This window comes from Streptomyces sp. NPDC050528 (assembly GCF_044457795.1).
Classification (GTDB): Bacteria; Actinomycetota; Actinomycetes; order Streptomycetales; family Streptomycetaceae; genus Streptomyces.
In genome coordinates this window covers 146,835-164,894 of the sequence record NZ_JBITHH010000019.1, presented here as the reverse complement: position 1 = coordinate 164,894, position 18,060 = coordinate 146,835, and the positions used below count along the sequence as shown (strand labels likewise).

Annotated in this window: 13 protein-coding genes and 1 other RNA gene; 9 read left to right on the top strand and 5 right to left on the bottom strand. The window is 70.4% G+C overall.

Annotation, left to right across the window (positions count from 1 at the left end):
* Positions 1-23: 23 nt before the first annotated feature.
* The 4 genes from ACIBK4_RS45875 to ACIBK4_RS45860 form a co-directional block, all read right to left on the bottom strand.
* Positions 24-932, bottom strand: coding sequence for a carbohydrate ABC transporter permease (locus tag ACIBK4_RS45875; RefSeq protein WP_399005319.1), 909 nt, complete (start codon positions 930-932; stop codon positions 24-26).
* Positions 929-2,209 carry a carbohydrate ABC transporter permease gene (locus tag ACIBK4_RS45870; RefSeq protein ID WP_399005316.1) on the bottom strand — a complete coding sequence of 427 codons (1,281 nt, stop codon included), beginning with the start codon at positions 2,207-2,209 and terminating at the stop codon, positions 929-931. Before ACIBK4_RS45870 ends, ACIBK4_RS45875 begins: the two co-directional genes overlap by 4 nt.
* 67 nt (positions 2,210-2,276) lie before the next feature.
* A complete protein-coding gene (locus ACIBK4_RS45865) occupies positions 2,277-3,662 on the bottom strand; it encodes an ABC transporter substrate-binding protein (RefSeq protein WP_399005314.1) in 1,386 nt (461 codons plus the stop codon).
* A gap of 155 nt (positions 3,663-3,817) precedes the next feature.
* A complete protein-coding gene (locus tag ACIBK4_RS45860; RefSeq protein ID WP_399005394.1) occupies positions 3,818-7,552 on the bottom strand; it encodes an FHA domain-containing protein in 3,735 nt (1,244 codons plus the stop codon).
* A gap of 331 nt (positions 7,553-7,883) precedes the next feature.
* On the opposite strand from ACIBK4_RS45860, the gene ACIBK4_RS45855 reads away from it, so the two are divergent.
* The 4 genes from ACIBK4_RS45855 to ACIBK4_RS45840 all read left to right on the top strand — a co-directional run bounded on the left by ACIBK4_RS45855 (position 7,884) and on the right by ACIBK4_RS45840 (position 13,437).
* Positions 7,884-9,575, top strand: a complete 1,692-nt coding sequence (locus ACIBK4_RS45855; protein ID WP_399005312.1) for a serine/threonine-protein kinase — start codon at positions 7,884-7,886, stop codon at positions 9,573-9,575.
* 180 nt (positions 9,576-9,755) lie between these two features.
* Positions 9,756-10,994 carry a serine/threonine-protein kinase gene (locus ACIBK4_RS45850; RefSeq protein WP_366432365.1) on the top strand — a complete coding sequence of 413 codons (1,239 nt, stop codon included), beginning with the start codon at positions 9,756-9,758 and terminating at the stop codon, positions 10,992-10,994.
* 379 nt (positions 10,995-11,373) lie between these two features.
* A complete protein-coding gene (gene prfB, locus ACIBK4_RS45845) occupies positions 11,374-12,480 on the top strand; it encodes a peptide chain release factor 2 (RefSeq protein ID WP_399005309.1) in 1,107 nt (368 codons plus the stop codon).
* 336 nt (positions 12,481-12,816) lie between these two features.
* Positions 12,817-13,437 carry a hypothetical protein gene (locus ACIBK4_RS45840; RefSeq protein WP_399005307.1) on the top strand — a complete coding sequence of 207 codons (621 nt, stop codon included), beginning with the start codon at positions 12,817-12,819 and terminating at the stop codon, positions 13,435-13,437.
* Between the two features lie 113 nt (positions 13,438-13,550).
* Here ACIBK4_RS45840 and ACIBK4_RS45835 read toward each other — a convergent pair whose 3' ends face one another.
* Positions 13,551-13,742, bottom strand: a complete 192-nt coding sequence (locus ACIBK4_RS45835; protein ID WP_019056429.1) for a hypothetical protein — start codon at positions 13,740-13,742, stop codon at positions 13,551-13,553.
* Positions 13,743-14,002: 260 nt separating this feature from the next.
* Between ACIBK4_RS45835 and ftsE the strand changes: the two genes are divergently transcribed.
* From ftsE to ssrA, 5 genes are all read left to right on the top strand, one after another.
* Entirely contained in the window at positions 14,003-14,692 is a 690-nt protein-coding gene (gene ftsE / locus ACIBK4_RS45830) for a cell division ATP-binding protein FtsE (RefSeq protein WP_033286714.1), read from the top strand.
* A gap of 55 nt (positions 14,693-14,747) precedes the next feature.
* Positions 14,748-15,665, top strand: a complete 918-nt coding sequence (gene ftsX, locus ACIBK4_RS45825) for a permease-like cell division protein FtsX (RefSeq protein WP_399005304.1) — start codon at positions 14,748-14,750, stop codon at positions 15,663-15,665.
* A 67-nt stretch (positions 15,666-15,732) separates the two neighbouring features.
* Entirely contained in the window at positions 15,733-16,917 is a 1,185-nt protein-coding gene (locus tag ACIBK4_RS45820) for a S41 family peptidase (protein WP_399005302.1), read from the top strand.
* Between the two features lie 81 nt (positions 16,918-16,998).
* A complete protein-coding gene (smpB, locus tag ACIBK4_RS45815; protein ID WP_399005300.1) occupies positions 16,999-17,547 on the top strand; it encodes an SsrA-binding protein SmpB in 549 nt (182 codons plus the stop codon).
* A gap of 124 nt (positions 17,548-17,671) precedes the next feature.
* Positions 17,672-18,059, top strand: a transfer-messenger RNA (tmRNA) gene (gene ssrA / locus ACIBK4_RS45810).
* Position 18,060 lies beyond the last annotated feature (1 nt).

The window sequence follows — 18,060 nt, the reverse complement described above, 5'->3', positions numbered from 1 at the left end:
CGTGAAGTACGCCTGAATTGCGGCTATTTGACCGCGCCCGCCATCACCCCGGACACGAACTGCCGCTGGAACGCGAAGAACACGGCCAGCGGGATCACCATGGAGATGAACGCGCCGGGTGCCAGCACGTCGATGTTGTTGCCGAACTGGCGTACCTGCGTCTGGAGTGCGACCGTGATCGGCTGGGTGCTCGACTTGGTGAACACCAGCGCGACCAGCATGTCGTTCCACACCCACAGGAACTGGAAGATGCCCAGGCTCGCGATCGCGGGCCCGCCCAGCGGCATCACGACCCGTGCGAACAGCCGGAGTTCACCCGCGCCGTCCAGCCGGGCCGCCTCCAGGAGTTCGCGCGGGATCTCCGCGAAGAAGTTCCGCAGCAGGAACACCGCGAACGGCAGCCCGTATCCCACATGGAAGAGGATCACCCCGAAGATGGTCCCGAACAGGCCTATCTTTCCGAAGAGTTCGGCGATCGGGATCAGCGCCACCTGCACCGGCACGACCAACAGGCTGACCACGCCCAGGAACCACCAGTCGCGGCCCGGGAACTCCATCCACGCGAACGCGTAGCCGGCGAGTGCGCCGATCACCACGACGAGGATCGTCGCCGGGACGGTGATCAGGACGGTGTTCCACAGCGAGTTGGTGATGTCGCTGTTCTCCAGCAGCGTCTTGTAGCTGTGGAAGGTGAGTTGGGACGGCTGGCTGAAGACCTTCCACCAGCCGCTCGCGCTCATGTCCTCCGGGCTGCGCAGCGAGGACAGCAGCAGCCCGAGCGTCGGCACCAGCCAGAACAGGCCGACGAGGATCAGGAACACCCGGACCAGGCCCCCGCTCGCCGCCGCCGCGAGCCGGGAGCCGAGCGACTCCCGCGCCTTGACGACCTCAACGGGCCCTGTCTTTCCCAGAGTTCCGGCATCCGTGGTCATCGCCGCACCTCCCGCCGAAGCCGCCGCACATTGAAGAGCATCACCGGGATCACCAGCAGCAGCAGGAACACCGAGATCGCGCTGGCGACACCCGGCTGGCCCTCCGAGAAGCCCTTCCGGTACAGCTCCAGGGCCAGCACGTTGGCGTCGTCCTGCGAGGAGCCCGGGGCGATGATGAAGACCAGGTCGAAGATCTTCAGCACGTTGATCATCAGTGTGACGGCGACGACCGCGAGCACCGGCGCCAGCAACGGCACCGTGACCCGCCGGAACACCTGCCACTCGTTGGCCCCGTCGACCCGCGCCGCCTCCAGCAACTCCCTTGGCACGCCCGCGAGTCCGGCCGCGATGAGCACCATCGCGAACCCGGCCCACATCCACACGTACGACCCGATGATGGCCGGCGTCACCAACGACGGGCCCAGCCACTCCACTCCGTTGTACGGCTGCTTGAAGTTGCCTGCCGGGAGCCGGAGTTGGGCCCCGTCGGCCTTGGCGGGCAGCGTGAAGGTGCCGTCTCCGGAGGCCTTGGTCGAGGCGACCACCTTGCCGTCCTTGACCGCCTCGATCTTCATCCCGCCGTAGCCGAGTTCGGACGGGTCGACCCCGCCGAGCTTGCCGACGCCCTTGCCGCGGGTGAAGTCCTGCCAGGTCGTGCCGGTGATCTTCCCCGGCTCGGCCTTCGCGGCCACGGCCTTCTTCGCGCTGTCGGGCATCTGGTCGGGGGCGACGCCGACCAGCGGGAGCGTGACGGTCTGGCCGGTGTGGACGGTCGTACTGGTGATGAAGCCGCCCTTGTCCGCCTTCAGTGGCGACTCGCGGCCCGGGTGGGCGTTGGGGAACGCCGACGACGAGGCGAACGTGTCGTGGATGCCGACCCAGACCGCGTTGGCGACCCCCTTGTGCGGGTCCTGGTCGTAGACGAGGCGGAAGATGATGCCGGCGGCCAGCATCGAGATCGCCATCGGCATGAAGACGACCAGCTTGAACGCCGTTCCCCAGCGCACCCGTTCGGTCAGCACCGCGAAGATCAGACCGAGGGCGGTGGCGACCGTCGGCGCGAAGATCACCCAGATGACGTTGTTCTTCAGGGCAATGCGGATGCCGTCGTCGGTGAACAGGGCCTTGTAGTTGTCGAATCCGGCGAAACCGTCGCCGGCCTGGTTGCCGAAGCTGCGGATCAGCGAGTACCCGATCGGGTAGACCACGAGCGCGCCGAGCAGCACCAGGGCGGGCAGCAGGAACAGCACTGCCACGGTCCTGCGGGTGCCGGTCACGCTCTTGCGCCTGCGGGGAGGGACGGGGGCCCCGGGGGCCTCCGCCGCTGCCGATGCCATCGGGGGCTCAGCTCCCGCTCGCGTACGCCGCCGCCGCGTCCTTCTCCAACTGCGCCTGCGTACCCGCGATGTTCGTGGGGTTCTTCAGGAAGTCCTGGAGGTCCTTCCACTCGCCCTTGCCCGGTGTACCGCCGAAGGACTGCGGGGCCTGGTCCGACATGTCGAAGCGGAAGTCGTCACCGGCCGCGATGAGCGCCTTGGCGATGGTCCGCTGCACCGCGTTCGGGTACGCCGAGTTCGGCACGCTCTTGTTGGGGGAGAGGTAACCGCCGAGCTTCGCCTGGATCGTCGCCGCGTCCGGGGAGGCGAGGAACGTGGCCAGTGCCTGGGACGCCTTGGAGTCCTTCAGGATGACGGCCGCGTCGCCACCGGAGACCACGGGCGCGGCGGAGCCGACCGCCGGGAACGGGAACACCTTCGCGTCCGTGCCCACCTTCGCCTTGGTCTCACCGATGTTGACCTGCACGAAGTCGCCCTCGTAGACCATCGCGGACTTCGGCTGGTCGCCGCCGTTGAAGGTCTGGGTGACGGACGCGGGGAACTCCGTCTGCAGCGCGCCGTTCTGACCTCCCGCGATATAGGCCTTCTTGCCCCAGATCTGGGCCAGCGTGGTCAGCGCCTCCTTCACGGAGGGGTCCGTCCACTTGATCTTGTGCTGGGCGAGCTGGTCGTACTTCTCGGGTCCCGCCTGTGACAGATAGATGTTCTCGAACCAGTCGGTGAGCGGCCAGCCGTCCGCGCCCGCGATCGAGAAGGGGGTGACCCCGGAGTCGTAGACCGTCTGCGCGGTCTTCAGCAACTCCTGCCAGGTCTTGGGCTCCTTGGCGCCCGCGTTCTCGAAGACCTTGGCGTTGTACCAGATCAGCGACTTGTTGGCGGCCTTGTAGTACACGCCGTACTGCTTGCCGTCGACCTTGCCGATGTCCTGCCAGCCCTGCGAGTAGTTCTTCTGCACCTCCTTGAGCGCGTCGGCGCCGAGAGGCTTGGCCCACTTCTTGTCGACGGCCTGCTTGATGGCGCCGGGCTGCGGGAGCATCGCGACGTCCGGCGGCTGGCCGCCCGCGACCTTCGAGCCGAGGAAGTTGATGATCGGGTCCTGGGCGGGCACGAAGGTGACCTTGGCACCCGTGCGCTTCTCGAACTCCGCGAGGACCGCCTTGAAGTTCTTCTGCTCGTCACCGGTCCACACGGCGGCCACTTCGAGGCTCGCGCCGTTCAGCTTGGGGAGGGTGACCGTGCCGACGGTCTCCGAGGGACTGCTGGATGTGTTGTCGTCGCTCTTGTTGTCGCTGCCTCCGCAGGCGGCGAGCGAGAGCGTCAGTGCTCCCGCGGCGACAACTGCCGCTGTGCGTACGCTGGTACGTGTCCGGTGTGTGCTGCTCGTGCTGCGCATCACTGCCCCGTTCTTCGTTCCTCGTCGAACGCTCGAACGCTTCCGTGCGCACTGGTCTACGCCCGGTGCTTGAACGCGGCAAGATGGCGTCCGCTGTCAAGTACGGGATCGTGATTGTGTCGTGACGTGGGGTTGTGTGGGCAACCTGTGAACGATCAGAGGAGCGACGGCACCTCCGCCGCCGACACCGAGCGCGTGGCCCGCTCCAGCGCGCTGGCCAGGAGCGCCAAGTCCGTTGGCCCGTTGCCCAGTTCACGAACCGGCCGGCGCGCCGGGGGATCGCCCATGCGCTGCCACTCCAGCGGCACGACCGTGGGGCGGAGCGTCGCCGTACGCGGGATACGACCCGTCACACGACCACCCTGGAACGGGGTGCTCCGCCCGTCCGCCAGGATCAACCGCCCGCGCCCCGGCGCCGGTTCGTCCGGACCCTGGGTGATCGCGTCCAGGGCGACGCGCAGGGTGATGTGCCGCGCGGGTTCGGTCTCGGACGTACGCGCCTCTACGGCGGCCGCCGCCACCAGATGCACCCCGAGCCGCTCGCCCTCGCGGACCACGGCCTCCAGCGCGCGTATCACCGACCCGGCGGCGGGACGGCCCGGGGAGCCGAGCGGGGGCTTCACCAGCGCGTCCAGGTCATCCACGATCACGACCAACCGGGGCAACGGCGGTGCCGCCTCGGTCTGTTGACGAGCGGCGGCCGACGGGCGCAACCGGATCGTCGAACTGGACGGGGACTCCAGATCCCCGGCACCGGACGTGCCGCGCTGGGAGATGATCCGCCCCGACACCTCGTGCCGCGAGTGCCACTCGACGAACCCGACCCGGCCCAGCAACTCGGCCCGCCGCTTCAGCTCGGCGCTCAACGACTGCGCGAACTCCCGCATGCGCACAGGGTCGTTGGCGGTGAGGTGAGTGGTCACATGCGGTACGTCCGTGCAGACCCGCAGGCCCTCACCGTGCCCGCCGCTCGCGCCGACACTGTCCCGCCCGTCCATCAGCACGATGCCCAGCCGGTCCGGGCGCTCGGCGGCGGCGAGCGACGCGACGACCGCCCGCAGCAACTCCGTACGGCCACTGCCCGCCGGGCCCTCGATCAAGAGATGCGGCCCGTCGCCTGCGAGGTCCGCGGTGACCGGCCCGCGCGGCCCGGCCCCGAGCACCGCCCAGGCCCGCCCGCCGACCGCGTCCTTGTCGTCCCCCGCGTCCGCCCAACGCGTCAGCAACGACGCCGGGGTGGCCCGCGCCAGCCCCAACTCGTCCAGCAGCCGCGCCGATTGAGGCAACGGCGCCGACACACGCGCGTGCCGCTCGTTCGCGGGCCCGTCGGCCCTGAGCGGCGCGAGCGCCCGCGCGAACCGCTCGGCCCACGCGAGGGACACCGCGTCCACGGCGGCGATGGTGCCGTTGCCGACGGGGCCGGGACCGGTGGGGCTGGGGTCGGATGGGTTGGGGTTGGCGTCGGCTTGGCCGAGGCCCGCCTGACCGAGGCGTGCGTGGTCGGGGTCGTTCTGGCCGGGGCGAGATGTCGCCGCACCGGGGCGCGACGGTTCTGTACGGAGAGGTGACGACGTGGTGCCGGGCCGGGATGCATCCGTACCGGACCGTGCCGCTCCCGCCCCGTTCCGAGACGTCCCCGTACCGCCGTGCGCGACCCTCAACAGCCGTAGCGCCGTGGCGACATCGCCGCTCAGCAGCGCGACCGCCCCGCACTCCCGGAACGTCGGCGCCGCCGCGCAGGCCGCCTCGTACGTCTCCGTGACGGGGGACGAGGGCGAGGCCGACTCCGTCTCGGCGAGGCACACGACGTGGATACCGGCCCGGGGCCCGTCATGGGCCAGCCGCGCCACCGCCTCGCGCACATCGGCCCCACCGGGGTCGCCGTCCACCACGAGCACGGTGTACGGCCCCACGAACCCGTCCGCCGAGCCGTCACCGTCGTCGGTGCGGGCCCACGCGGGACGGTGGGCGGCGCCGCGAAGTGAATCGTCGGAGCCTGCGGGCCGGGGTCGGGTGGCACCGGACGCCGGGTCGTCGGAGGTGCCGGAACGGTGGTGGTGGGCGTCGTCCGTGGTGTTGTACGTGGCTGGGGTGGCGGAGGCGCCCGTCGCCCCGCGTCGATCACGGTCGTCGGCCGTGTGCCGCGCGGTGGCGGCCCCCAACTGGCCTTCCCCTGAACCGTGTTGTGAGGCGAGCGAACCGTGTGGCGAGGTGAGGCCCGACCGTCCCTCCGCCGAGCCGCGCTGCGCGCCGATGCCCGGAGTGCGACGGCTGGAGGCGCTGGAGGTGACACCCGGTCGCCCCGCGCCCCGCGCGTCCATGGCGTGGTCCTCAAGCCGCCGCAGCAGCTCATCGGTCCGAGCAGTCGCCTGCTCCCGGTCGTAGGCGAGCAGCAGCCGGCAGTCCTGGCCGTGTCCCGGGCGCAGGTGCGGCAGCCAGCCGAGCCAGGACCACTCGGCGGTGCGCTCGGCCACCGTACGCGCGCGGTCCGTGCTGATCAGCACGATCTCCAGGGCGTCGGGGGAGTGCAGCGCGGCGAGCTGGGCCACGACCGCGCGGGCGAGCCCCGAGAGCCGCGCGCGCGGACCGGCCAGGCCCAGTGCGCCGACCTCGCGGAGTCCGGAGGTCACCGGCACCGCGGGCAGCAGCGCCGAGCCGTCCGGTGTCGTGCGGTCCGCCGTGCCGAGCCGCACCGTGAGCGCCTCGGGGTGACCGGGGGCGCGCTCCCACAGCCGGGGTCCCGGGCCCAGCGCGGTGAGCAGCAGGGCCGCCGGGTCGGGCCAGGTGTCCGGTTGCTGGAGCACGACGGGCGGGGGCGCCACGCTCTCGTCGGCGACCTCTTCGTCGTACGACGAAGGAGGGCCCTCGGCCGTCGACTCGCCGCGGCCGCCCGTCAGGCGGCGCGCCCACTTGCCGATGCCGCCGCGCCTGCGCACACCCTGCGGGACGTCGGTGCCCCGGAGCGGGGTGCCCTTGCGTCCGCCGTGGGCGTCGGTGTCGTCGTCCTGCGTGGGGATGCGGGAGGTCGTCGTACGTGCCGAGAACGCGTCCTCGGAGTCGCCGTCTTCGAGAGCCTCGCCGAACACGCCGAAGCGGCCCGCGTGGGTGTCGCCGCCGTCGTGCGTGACGCGGTGCTCGATGCTCGGGGCGCCTGCCTGGCCGGGCACCACGAGGGGTTCGCTGCGCGGGGCGGCCGGGGTGCAGGGAGACACGCGCACGTGGCCCTCGCCGTCCGGGGCCGTCTCCGCGCGCGCTCCCGGGCCGCCGGACGGGGTCAGCCGCAGGGCCGACTCGCCGATGCGGAGCAGCGCGCCGGGGGCGAAGCGCACCGGGCGGGTGCCCACACGCGTGCCCGCCAGGGTCGTGCCGTTCGTCGAGCCCAGGTCGGCGACCGAGACGCGGCCTCCGGGGTCGACCGTCACCGCGCAGTGCAGCCGGGACACGTCCGGGTCGTCCAGGGGGACGTCGGCGTCGGCGGAGCGGCCGATGTGGATCTGGCCGCCGTGCAGGAGGTGCACCCCGCCCGCGTCCGGGCCCGCGACCACATGCAGCTGGGTCGGGGCGTCGTCCAGCTCGGGATGCGCCTCGGGCTCGGCGGGGGCGCCCAGGGACAGCACCGCGCCGTCCGTCAGCGGCGGCTCGCCGAGCGTGCAGCGCTGGGTGTCGAGGCGCTCCACGCCCGCGTACAGCACGATCGGGCCGCCGGACTCGCGGCTCCGCTCGGACTGCGACGCGGCCGCGTCGGCGGAGACCGCCGAGGCCAGCGCGGACGCCACCGCGGCCAGGGCCGTGCCGGCGGGCGCGGTGACCAGCACATCGCAACGCGCGGAGCGGCCCCGCGGCTGCGCGGGCGGCCCCAGCGGGTCTACGACGGTCAGCCGGATCTGCATCGCCGTCAGCGGTCCCTTCTGCCCGGGCACGGAATTTCCCCCACCCCGCGCGAGCAATCGGCCAGTACTGCACGCATCCTCGCACCTGCCACTGACAACGCGCCCGGGGCCCGGCAGCAAGTGATCTTGATTGGTCAGCTCTGTCCCCAAAAGTGCCTGACCAGTGGCGCACCGGTGATCGAGTGAGACCGGTCATGTCCGGCTTCGGCAACCAGGAGACCGGGGTAAGCGTCTTTCCTTCGAACATGTACGGCAACGCTTACGTAGGTAGCCGCAAGAGGGGCGGCACTACAGTGGACCGGAACACAGGCAAGCAGCAGGGAGCGCAGACGTGCGGCCGGTAGGCAGCAAGTACCTCCTGGAGGAGCCACTCGGACGCGGCGCCACGGGCACCGTCTGGCGGGCCCGCCAGCGTGAGACCGCGGGCGCCGAGGCAGCCGTCCAGGGCCAGCCCGGCGAGACCGTCGCGATCAAGGTCCTCAAAGAAGAGCTCGCGAACGATCCCGACATCGTGATGCGGTTCCTGCGCGAGCGGTCGGTGCTGCTGCGCCTGACCCACCCGAACATCGTCAGAGTCCGCGACCTCGTCGTGGAAGGCGATCTCCTGGCGCTCGTCATGGACCTCGTCGAGGGCCCCGACCTGCACCACTACCTCCGGGAGAACGGCCCGTTCAGCCCCGTCGGCGCGGCCCTGCTCACCGCGCAGATCGCCGACGCGCTGGCCGCCAGCCACGCCGACGGCGTCGTCCACCGCGACCTGAAGCCGGCGAACGTCCTGCTCAAGCAGGGCGGCGGCCAGATGTACCCGCTGCTCACCGACTTCGGCATCGCCCGCCTCGCCGACTCCCCGGGCCTGACCCGGACGCAGGAATTCGTCGGCACGCCCGCGTACATCGCGCCGGAGTCCGCCGAGGGCCGCCCGCAGACCTCCGCCGTGGACATCTACGGCGCCGGCATCCTGCTGTACGAGCTGGTCACCGGGCATCCGCCGTTCTCCGGCGGCTCCGCCCTCGAAGTCCTCCACCAGCACCTCAGCGCCGAACCGCGCCGCCCTTCGACGGTCCCCGACCCGCTGTGGACGGTCATCGAGCGCTGCCTGCGCAAGAACCCGGACGAGCGCCCCAGCGCCGAGAACCTCGCCCGCGGCCTCCGGGTCGTGGCCGAGGGCGTCGGCGTGCATGCGAACTCCGCGCAGATCGCCGCCGCCGAGAGCGTCGGCAGGCTGCTCGCCCCCGACCCGGCCCCCGCCGCCGTACCGACCGTGCCCGGCGCCGCCGACCCGACGCAGGTCCTGTCGCACCAGGCCGGTGCCTACGACCCGAACGCGGCGACCAGCGTCCTCCCGCACACCAGCGGCCCGGTGGGCGCCGCCGACCCGACCACCGTGATGCCGAACCGCGGCGCGGCCGACCCGACCACGGTCATGCCGCAGAACCCGTACGGCCAGCAGGGACAGCAGAACCAGTCTGGCGGCGCCCCCGAGCAGCCGCACCCCTGGCAGAACCAGCTGCGCGCCGCCCGCGACCGCAACGAACAGACCCAGTACCAGCCCTACCTCGACCCGGGCGAGGACCCCCTGCGCCGCCGCCCCCAGCGCCAGGTCTCCCGCCCGCAGCAGCCCCAGCAACAACCCCGCCAGGCCGCCCAACAGCGCCCGCAGCAACGCCCTTCGCAGCGTCAGCAACCGCAGCAGCAGGGCGGCTACGGACATCCGCAGCAGCACCAGCCGCAGCAGTACGCCCCGCCGAGCCGCCAGCAGCCCCAGCGGCCGCCGGAGCCGGCGCGCGAACCCCGCCAGCCGCGGCAGCGCAGCGCCAACCCGATGAAGATCCCCGGACTCGGCTGCCTGAAGGGCTGCCTGTTCACGATCGTCCTGCTGTTCGTCGCGGGCTGGCTGGTGTGGGAACTGACCCCGCTCCAGGACTGGATCGGCACGGGCCGGAGCTACTGGCACGAGATCAGCCATGTCGCCGGACAGGTGAGCGGCTGGGTCAAGGACCTGAGTTCCGCCACAGGCAACTGACTCCCGACCTCCCGGCCTCCCGGCCTCTCGACGCGACCGGCGACCGACCCCCGAAAAGCCCAAGTCGGACGCTGGGTTGGGGATTTGTCGACACCCAGTGGGTGATTTCTGCCTCGGCGGTGAAGGTTGGCTCATCCGACGCGTAGTTTTAACGACAACACGCGTCTGGTAGGAGCAGCCTTGGCACGGAAGATCGGCAGCCGGTACACCGCCAACCAGATCCTGGGGCGGGGCAGTGCCGGCACGGTGTGGCTGGGCGAGGGACCCGAGGGGCCCGTCGCCGTCAAGCTGCTGCGCGAGGACCTCGCGTCCGACCAGGAGCTCGTCGGCCGCTTCGTGCAGGAGCGCACGGCGTTGCTCGGCCTGGAGCACCCGAACATCGTGTCCGTACGGGACCTCGTGGTCGACGGCAACGACCTCGCCCTCGTCATGGACCTGGTCCGGGGCACGGATCTGCGCACCCGCCTCGACCGGGAACGCCGACTGTCCCCCGAGGCCGCGGTCGCGATCGTCGCCGACATCGCGGACGGACTCGCGGCGGCCCACGCGGCGGGCGTCGTCCACCGGGACGTCAAGCCGGAGAACGTCCTCCTCGACATGCAGGGTCCGCTCGGCCCCGGCGGCGCGCACCCCGCCCTGCTGACCGACTTCGGGGTCGCCAAACTCATCGACTCCCCGCGCCGCACCCGCGCCACGAAGATCATCGGTACGCCCGACTATCTCGCCCCCGAGATCGTCGAGGGCCTGCCCCCGCGCGCGGCCGTCGACATCTACGCCCTGGCGACGGTCCTGTACGAACTCCTCGCGGGATTCACCCCGTTCGGGGGCGGTCACCCCGGTGCGGTGCTACGACGGCACGTCACCGAGACCGTCGTACCGCTGCCCGGGATCCCCGACGAGCTGTGGCAGCTGATGGTCCAGTGCCTGGCGAAGGCCCCGGCCTCCCGGCTGCGCGCCTCCGAGCTCGCCGCCCGCCTGCGCGAACAGCTCCCGCTGCTGGCCGGGATGCCTCCGCTGGACGTCGACGAGCCCGACACCGAGGAGGAGGCGGCGGAGCAGGAGGAGACCCCGGAGGCCGTACCCGCGAGCAGCGAGCGGGTCCGGCGGGGTGCCGTGCCGCTGGTACCGGGTGCCAAGCCGGCCGACTCCAACCGGGACACGCATACGTCGATGCGGGTGCCGGCGCCGGACGAGCTGGCGGGCGGTCCGCGCGGGACGGCCCGTGCCCCGCGTCCGGCGGGCGCCCCGCGTCCCGGCTCTGCCCGGCACCGGGCTGCGACGCGACGGCGGCGGCTGACGTTGGCTGCGGCGGGGGTGGTGCTGGTGGCCGCGGTGGGGGTCGGCACGTGGGCGGCGACGTCGGGGGACTCGTCCGGGGACTCCCCGGACACGAAGAACTCGGCACCGGCTTCGCCGTAATTTTTCTCGCCCCCGCCGCCCCTACCCGTCCCATCCCAGGGGGCTCCGCCCCCTGGACCCCCGATCGGCCTGAACGGCCTCGTCCTCAAACGCCGGACGGGCTGGGGGTGGGGGCGCTTCTGGAGACGCTGGACGGGGTGGGGGTGGGCGCTTCTGGAAACGCCGGGCGGGCTGGGGGTGGCGCGCCCTCGCATCCTCACGCGCCGGGTGCGTTGGGGGGTACGCCCGCCTCTTGGCCGACCGAGACGGGTGGTGGGTGGGCACAGGCCCGGGGGTCTGGGGGCGGAGCCCCCAGGGACGCCAGCCCAGGTACCGGGTGACCCAGCGCCCCGTTCCAGCCACGGCACACCCCGCTTGGCGGAGCCGTTACGCTGGGGGCGTGGCAGTCGTCGATGTTTCCGAAGAGCTCAAGTCCCTCTCCTCGACCATGGAGTCGATCGAGGCCGTCCTGGACCTGGACACGCTGAGGGCAGATGTCGTCGTCCTTGAGGAGCAGGCGGCAGCGCCCTCCCTGTGGGACGACCCGGAGGCGGCGCAGAAGGTCACCAGCAAGCTGAGCCACCTCCAGGCCGAGATCCGCAAGACCGAGGCGCTCCGCAGCCGTATCGACGACCTCTCGGTCCTCTTCGAGATGGCCGAGGAGGAGGACGACCCGGACACCCGCGCCGAGGCGGAGAACGAACTGACCGCCGTCAAGAAGGCGCTGGACGAGATGGAGGTCCGCACCCTCCTCTCCGGCGAGTACGACTCCCGCGAGGCCGTCGTCACCATCCGTGCCGAGGCCGGCGGCGTCGACGCCTCGGACTTCGCGGAGAAGCTCCAGCGCATGTACCTGCGCTGGGCCGAGCGCCACGGCTACAAGACGGAGCTCTACGAGACGTCGTACGCCGAAGAGGCCGGCATCAAGTCGACCACCTTCGCCGTGCACGTGCCCTACGCCTACGGCACGCTCTCCGTCGAGCAGGGCACCCACCGGCTGGTGCGGATCTCGCCGTTCGACAACCAGGGCCGCCGCCAGACCTCCTTCGCCGGTGTCGAGATCCTCCCGGTCGTCGAGCAGACCGACCACATCGAGATCGACGAGTCCGAACTGCGCGTCGACGTGTACCGGTCCTCCGGTCCCGGCGGCCAGGGCGTCAACACCACCGACTCCGCGGTGCGCCTGACCCACCTCCCCACCGGCATCGTCGTCTCCTGCCAGAACGAGCGCTCCCAGATCCAGAACAAGGCCAGCGCGATGAACGTGCTCCAGGCCAAGCTGCTGGAGCGCCGCCGCCAGGAGGAGCAGGCCCGGATGGACGCCCTCAAGGGCGACGGCGGCAACTCCTGGGGCAACCAGATGCGTTCGTACGTCCTGCACCCGTACCAGATGGTCAAGGACCTGCGCACGGAGTACGAGGTCGGCAACCCCGAGGCCGTGTTCAACGGCGAGATCGACGGCTTCCTGGAGGCCGGAATTCGCTGGCGCAAGCAGCAGGAGAAGTAACTCCACGAGGGATTTCCGAGTTACTTTGTCGACAAGGCAACTGCCTCCCATCGGGCGGCAGTTGCCTTTTTTCGTCCCTCTCTTGAGCCTTGATGTCTGGGTTTTACATCACACTCACAGGTTCCATTCCCCAGCAAAGAACGCCTAGTTGGACATTGCGCTCGCAACGGCCTTGACGTTGCTGTGAAAACTGGGAAGGGTGAAGCGTGGCATGCGTGTCTCCGGGGCGCATGTGAACCGGGGGACGTGAGCTTTCGCCAGCTGCCACCCCCGTCGATCACGGCCCCGGACACCGACGCGCCACCCTGACGACGAGCTACTGGGGGTAGCAACCTAATGACCAAGAAGACGCGGATCCGTGTCGCACGCATAGCGGCCGGCGCGATCATCGCCGCCGGTGCCTCGCTGACCGCCGCGGGTGCCGCCTCGGCGCTCGACCTCGGTGTGACCGTGGACGAGAACGGGGTCAGCGCGGACGTCAAGTTCGACGACACCACCCCGCCCGCCCCGACCGACACCGGTCTCCCGACCGCTCCGAACTCGCCGACGGACCAGCCCCCGACCTCGGAGCCGCCCACCTCGGAGCCGCCCACGCAGCAGCCGCCGACCTCGACGCCTCCCACCGACGAGCCGACCGAGCCCACCGGCAACCCCACCGAGCCGACGGACGAGCCCACCGACAGCCCGTCGGACGGCAGCACCAGCGGCTCCGGCTCCACCGGCGGCAACAACACCGACCCCGACGGCGGCTCCTCCGCCCAGGAGGCGGGCACCTCCGCGCTCACCGACACCGGGTCGGACACGACGGCCCAGGGGAGCGGCGGTGAGCTCGCCGAGACCGGTGCCGGTCAGACCGCGTTCCTGCTGATCGGCGCCGCGACGATGATCGCCGGCGGCATCGCCTTCCGCGTGCTCCCGCGCCTCGCGAGCAGCAACCGCGGCGGCACGATCGCCTGACGGTAGCCGTCCCCGTACGGTCCGTACGCGCGTCGTACGACGAAGGGCCCGGAGCGTGTCGCTCCGGGCCCTTCGTACGTGCTCTTGGTGTGTCCTGCGCGCTTTTCGTGCGGCTAGGCGGTCTGGTGCGCCACCAGCGCCAGCGCCGCGATCAGTACCGCGAGCAGGGCGATCAACGCCATGGGGTTCAGATTGCCCCAGGGGTTCTCCTGCTGCAGCCGCGCGCGGTTCGCACGGCAGACGGGACAGCGGCCCTCGTTCACGGGCGCCGCGCAGTTCGCGCACACCAACCGGTCGTACGTCATGCGCTCGCCCTCCTTGCACCGGCTATCACAGACACAACGCCACGGGACACGAGAACGTTCCCGAACGTTCCCCTCCACTGTGCCAGGTTCCGCGGGATTCGGCGCGGCTCGCCTTATCCTGCCCCGACCTTGTACGTTCCAGCCCTTCAAATCCGCGACAAAACGTGCAAGCCTCGCGCAACCCCGGACGCCGACTGCGCGGGCACACCCGGGTCGCGTATGGTCACGCTCACCTACCCCCGGCTACCCGTGGTGCACCCGTGATCCGATTCGACAATGTCTCCAAGGTCTACCCCAAGCAGACCCGCCCCGCTCTCAGGGACGTCTCCCTGGAAGTGGAGAAGGGCGAGTTCGTGTTCCTCGTGGGGTCCTCCGGCTCCGGAAAGTCCACCTTCCTGAGGCTGGTCCTCCGCGAGGAGCGGTGCAGTCAGGGCCAGGTGCACGTGCTGGGCAAGGACCTCGCCCGTATCTCCAACTGGAAGGTGCCGCAGATGCGCCGCCAGCTGGGGACCGTCTTCCAGGACTTCCGCCTGCTGCCCAACAAGACGGTCGCCGAGAACGTGGCCTTCGCGCAGGAGGTCATCGGCAAGTCCAAGGGCGAGATCCGCAAGTCCGTGCCCCAGGTGCTCGACCTCGTCGGGCTCGGCGGCAAGGAGGACCGGATGCCCGGCGAACTGTCCGGTGGTGAGCAGCAGCGCGTGGCCATCGCGAGAGCCTTCGTGAACCGCCCCAAGCTCCTCATCGCGGACGAGCCCACGGGCAACCTCGACCCGCAGACCTCCGTCGGCATCATGAAGCTCCTCGACCGGATCAACCGGACGGGCACCACCGTGGTGATGGCGACGCACGACCAGAACATCGTGGACCAGATGCGCAAGCGCGTCATCGAGCTGGAGAAGGGCCGCCTCGTCCGTGACCAGGCACGTGGCGTCTACGGCTACCAGCACTGACCGCCGACCGACCGCCGTCTGATGTCCGTCCACGGAAAGGCCTGAAAAAGCCGCCATGCGCGCCCAGTTCGTACTCTCCGAGATCGGTGTCGGTCTCCGCCGCAACCTGACGATGACCTTCGCGGTCGTCGTCTCCGTAGCCCTGTCCCTGGCCCTCTTCGGCGGCTCGCTCCTGATGAGCGACCAGGTGACCACGATGAAGGGCTACTGGTACGACAAGGTCAACGTCTCGATCTTCCTCTGCAACAAGAGCGACGCCGAGTCCGACCCCAACTGCGCCAAGGGCGCGGTGACCGACGACCAGAAGAAGCAGATCCAGTCCGACCTGGACAAGATGTCGGTCGTCCAGAAGGTCACGTACGAGTCCCAGGACGAGGCGTACAAGCACTACAAGGAGCAGTTCGGCGACTCCCCGCTGGCCAGTTCCCTGACGCCGGACCAGATGCAGGAGTCGTACCGCATCAAGCTCAAGGACCCGGAGAAGTACCAGGTCATCGCGACCGCCTTCGACGGCCGTGACGGCGTCCAGTCGGTACAGGACCAGAAGGGCATCCTGGACAACCTCTTCGGCCTCCTGAACGGCATGAACTGGGCCGCCCGCGCGGTCATGGCACTCATGCTGGTCGTCGCCCTGATGCTGATCGTCAACACGGTGCGCGTCTCGGCGTTCAGCCGCCGCCGCGAGACCGGCATCATGCGCCTGGTCGGCGCCTCCGGCTTCTACATCCAGGCCCCGTTCATCATGGAGGCCGCGGTCGCCGGCCTGATCGGCGGCACGGTCGCCTGCGGATTCCTGGTCGTCGCCCGGTACTTCATCATCGACCACGGCCTCGACCTGTCCCACAAGCTCAACCTGATCAACTTCATCGGCTGGGACGCCGTGTTGACGAAGCTCCCGCTGATCCTCGCGACGAGCCTCCTGATGCCTGCGCTGGCAGCGTTTTTCGCGCTGCGCAAGTACCTCAAGGTGTGACGCATGCCAAGAGGGCCGTACGGGCAACCGCCCGTGCGGCCCTTCGCGTTGTCCTAGACTCACCGCCATGTCAGGTCGTGACCTGTTCTGTCAGCCCCGCCGCATCCGCCGCGGGGCCGCCCTGACATTGGTGTTCGCGAGCGTGCTGGTCGCCGGTGCGGCGGCCGGGTCGTTCGACGAACCCGACCGGGCCGACCGGAAATCGGCGTCCGGTACGGCGCGTTCGGCGCCCGTCGCCCGTACCGAAGAGGTCGCGAAGGCCGCCGCCGAGGCCAAGGCCGACGGCAAGTCGCCCATGGAGGCCGCCGAGCGGGCCGTCAGTCGCAGCGGGGACCGATGGGGCGCCGTGTACTCCCAAGGGGAGTACGAGGAGTTCGAGGAGGCCCTCGACGGCCAGTACACCGGCGTCGGGCTCTGGGCCCGCCGTGAGCGGGACGGCCGGATCGAGGTGACCCGCGTGCAGTCCGGGTCGCCCGCCGCCACCGCCGGGGTCCGCAAGGGCGACCGTCTCCGCAGCGTCGACGGGGAGAACGTCGACGGCCAGCCCGTCACCGAGGTCGTGTCCTTACTACGGGGCGACGCCCAGGACGCCGCCGCCGGCACCGCCGTCACCCTCGGCCTGGAGCGCGGCACGCACGCGTGGAGCGAGACCGTACGGCGCGCCCGCCTCTCCACCGACTCCGTGACCGTCCGCAGGCTCGCGGGCGATGTCACCGTCATCAGGATCGCCGCGTTCACCAAGGGCGTCGGCGACATAGTGCACGCGGCGGTACGACAGGCCCCGGCCGACTCCGCGTTCATCCTCGACCTGCGCGGCAACTCCGGCGGCCTGGTCACCGAGGCCGTCACCACCGCCTCCGCCTTCCTCGACGGCGGGCTCGTCGCGACGTACGACGTCGACGGCGAGGAGCGCGCCCTGCACGCGGACGCGGGCGGCGACACCATCAGACCGCTGGTCGCGCTCGTCGACGGCGGCACGATGAGCGCGGCCGAGATGCTCACCGGCGCCCTCCAGGACCGCGGTCGCGCGGTCGTCGTGGGCTCCAGGACCTTCGGCAAGGGCTCGGTCCAGATGCCGAGCAAACTCCCCGACGGCGTCGTCGCCGAACTGACCGTCGGCCACTACCGCACCCCCTCCGGCCACACCGTCGACGGCCGGGGCATCACCCCCGACCTCGACGTCACCGCACAGGGACAGGCCGCCGTGGAGCGCGCCGAGACGGTGTTGAGCGGGCTCGGGGACGCGTCGTAGGCCTTTCTGAGGCCCGTCTGTAATCGCCTTTCCCTCGGACCCCCCTGTAGTGCGAAAATGGGCAGCACTATGAGCAAGGGAATGTACGTACCCAAGGAGTCCCAGCCCAAGCAGGGCGGTGGGGCCGCCGGCGGCAAGGCCAGGGACGGCGAGAAGGGCGGCAAGCGCAAGATCGTCGCCCAGAACAAGAAGGCCCGGCACGACTACGCGATCATCGACACCTACGAGGCCGGGCTCGTCCTCTCCGGCACCGAGGTCAAGTCGCTGCGCGAGGGCCGCACCTCGCTGACCGACGGCTTCGTCCAGATCGACGGGGGCGAGGCGTGGCTGCACAACGCCCACATCCCCGAGTACCACCAGGGCACGTGGACCAACCACTCGGTGCGCCGCAAGCGCAAGCTGCTGCTGCACCGCGAGGAGATCGACAAGCTGGAGGCCAAGACCCAGGAGACGGGTCACACGATCGTGCCCCTCGCCCTGTACTTCAGCAACGGCCGGGCCAAGGCAGAGATCGCCCTCGCCCGAGGCAAGAAGGAGTACGACAAGCGGCAGACCCTGCGCGAGAAGCAGGACCGCCGGGAGTCGGACCGCGCGATCGCGGTGGCCAAGCGGAAGCAGCGCGGCGAGTAGCGGTCCTTCGTGCGGGCTGTCGCCGGGAATACGGTGGCCTCGGCGTGCGTTGGTCACGTACGATGGCAACAGCACCCCACAGCGGGTGTGAATCCCTCTCCGGAGGGGCTTGAAAAAACAACATGGGGATGATCGGTTTCGACAGCGGCTGTCGAAGCAGGTGAAGCGTGTCGAGGAAGCGGCAATGATCTCGTTAACCATATGTCGCAACCAATAATCGCCAATTCCAAGAGCGATTCCCAGTCCTTCGCCCTCGCTGCCTAATAACAGCGACTGAAGGACCCTAAAAGGGTGTCAGCCCGGGGGTGTTCCCGACCCGGACCCTGGCATAATCTAGGGAACTAAACCATCGAGCCCGGTCACGGGGTTCGATGGGAAATCAAACAGTGACTGGGCCCGTCGGTGACTTGTTCGCGTGATCACCGGGGCCGAGAAAATCACAGCGAACTGCACACGGAGAAGCCCTGATTCTGCACCGGTGGACGCGGGTTCGATTCCCGCCATCTCCACTCA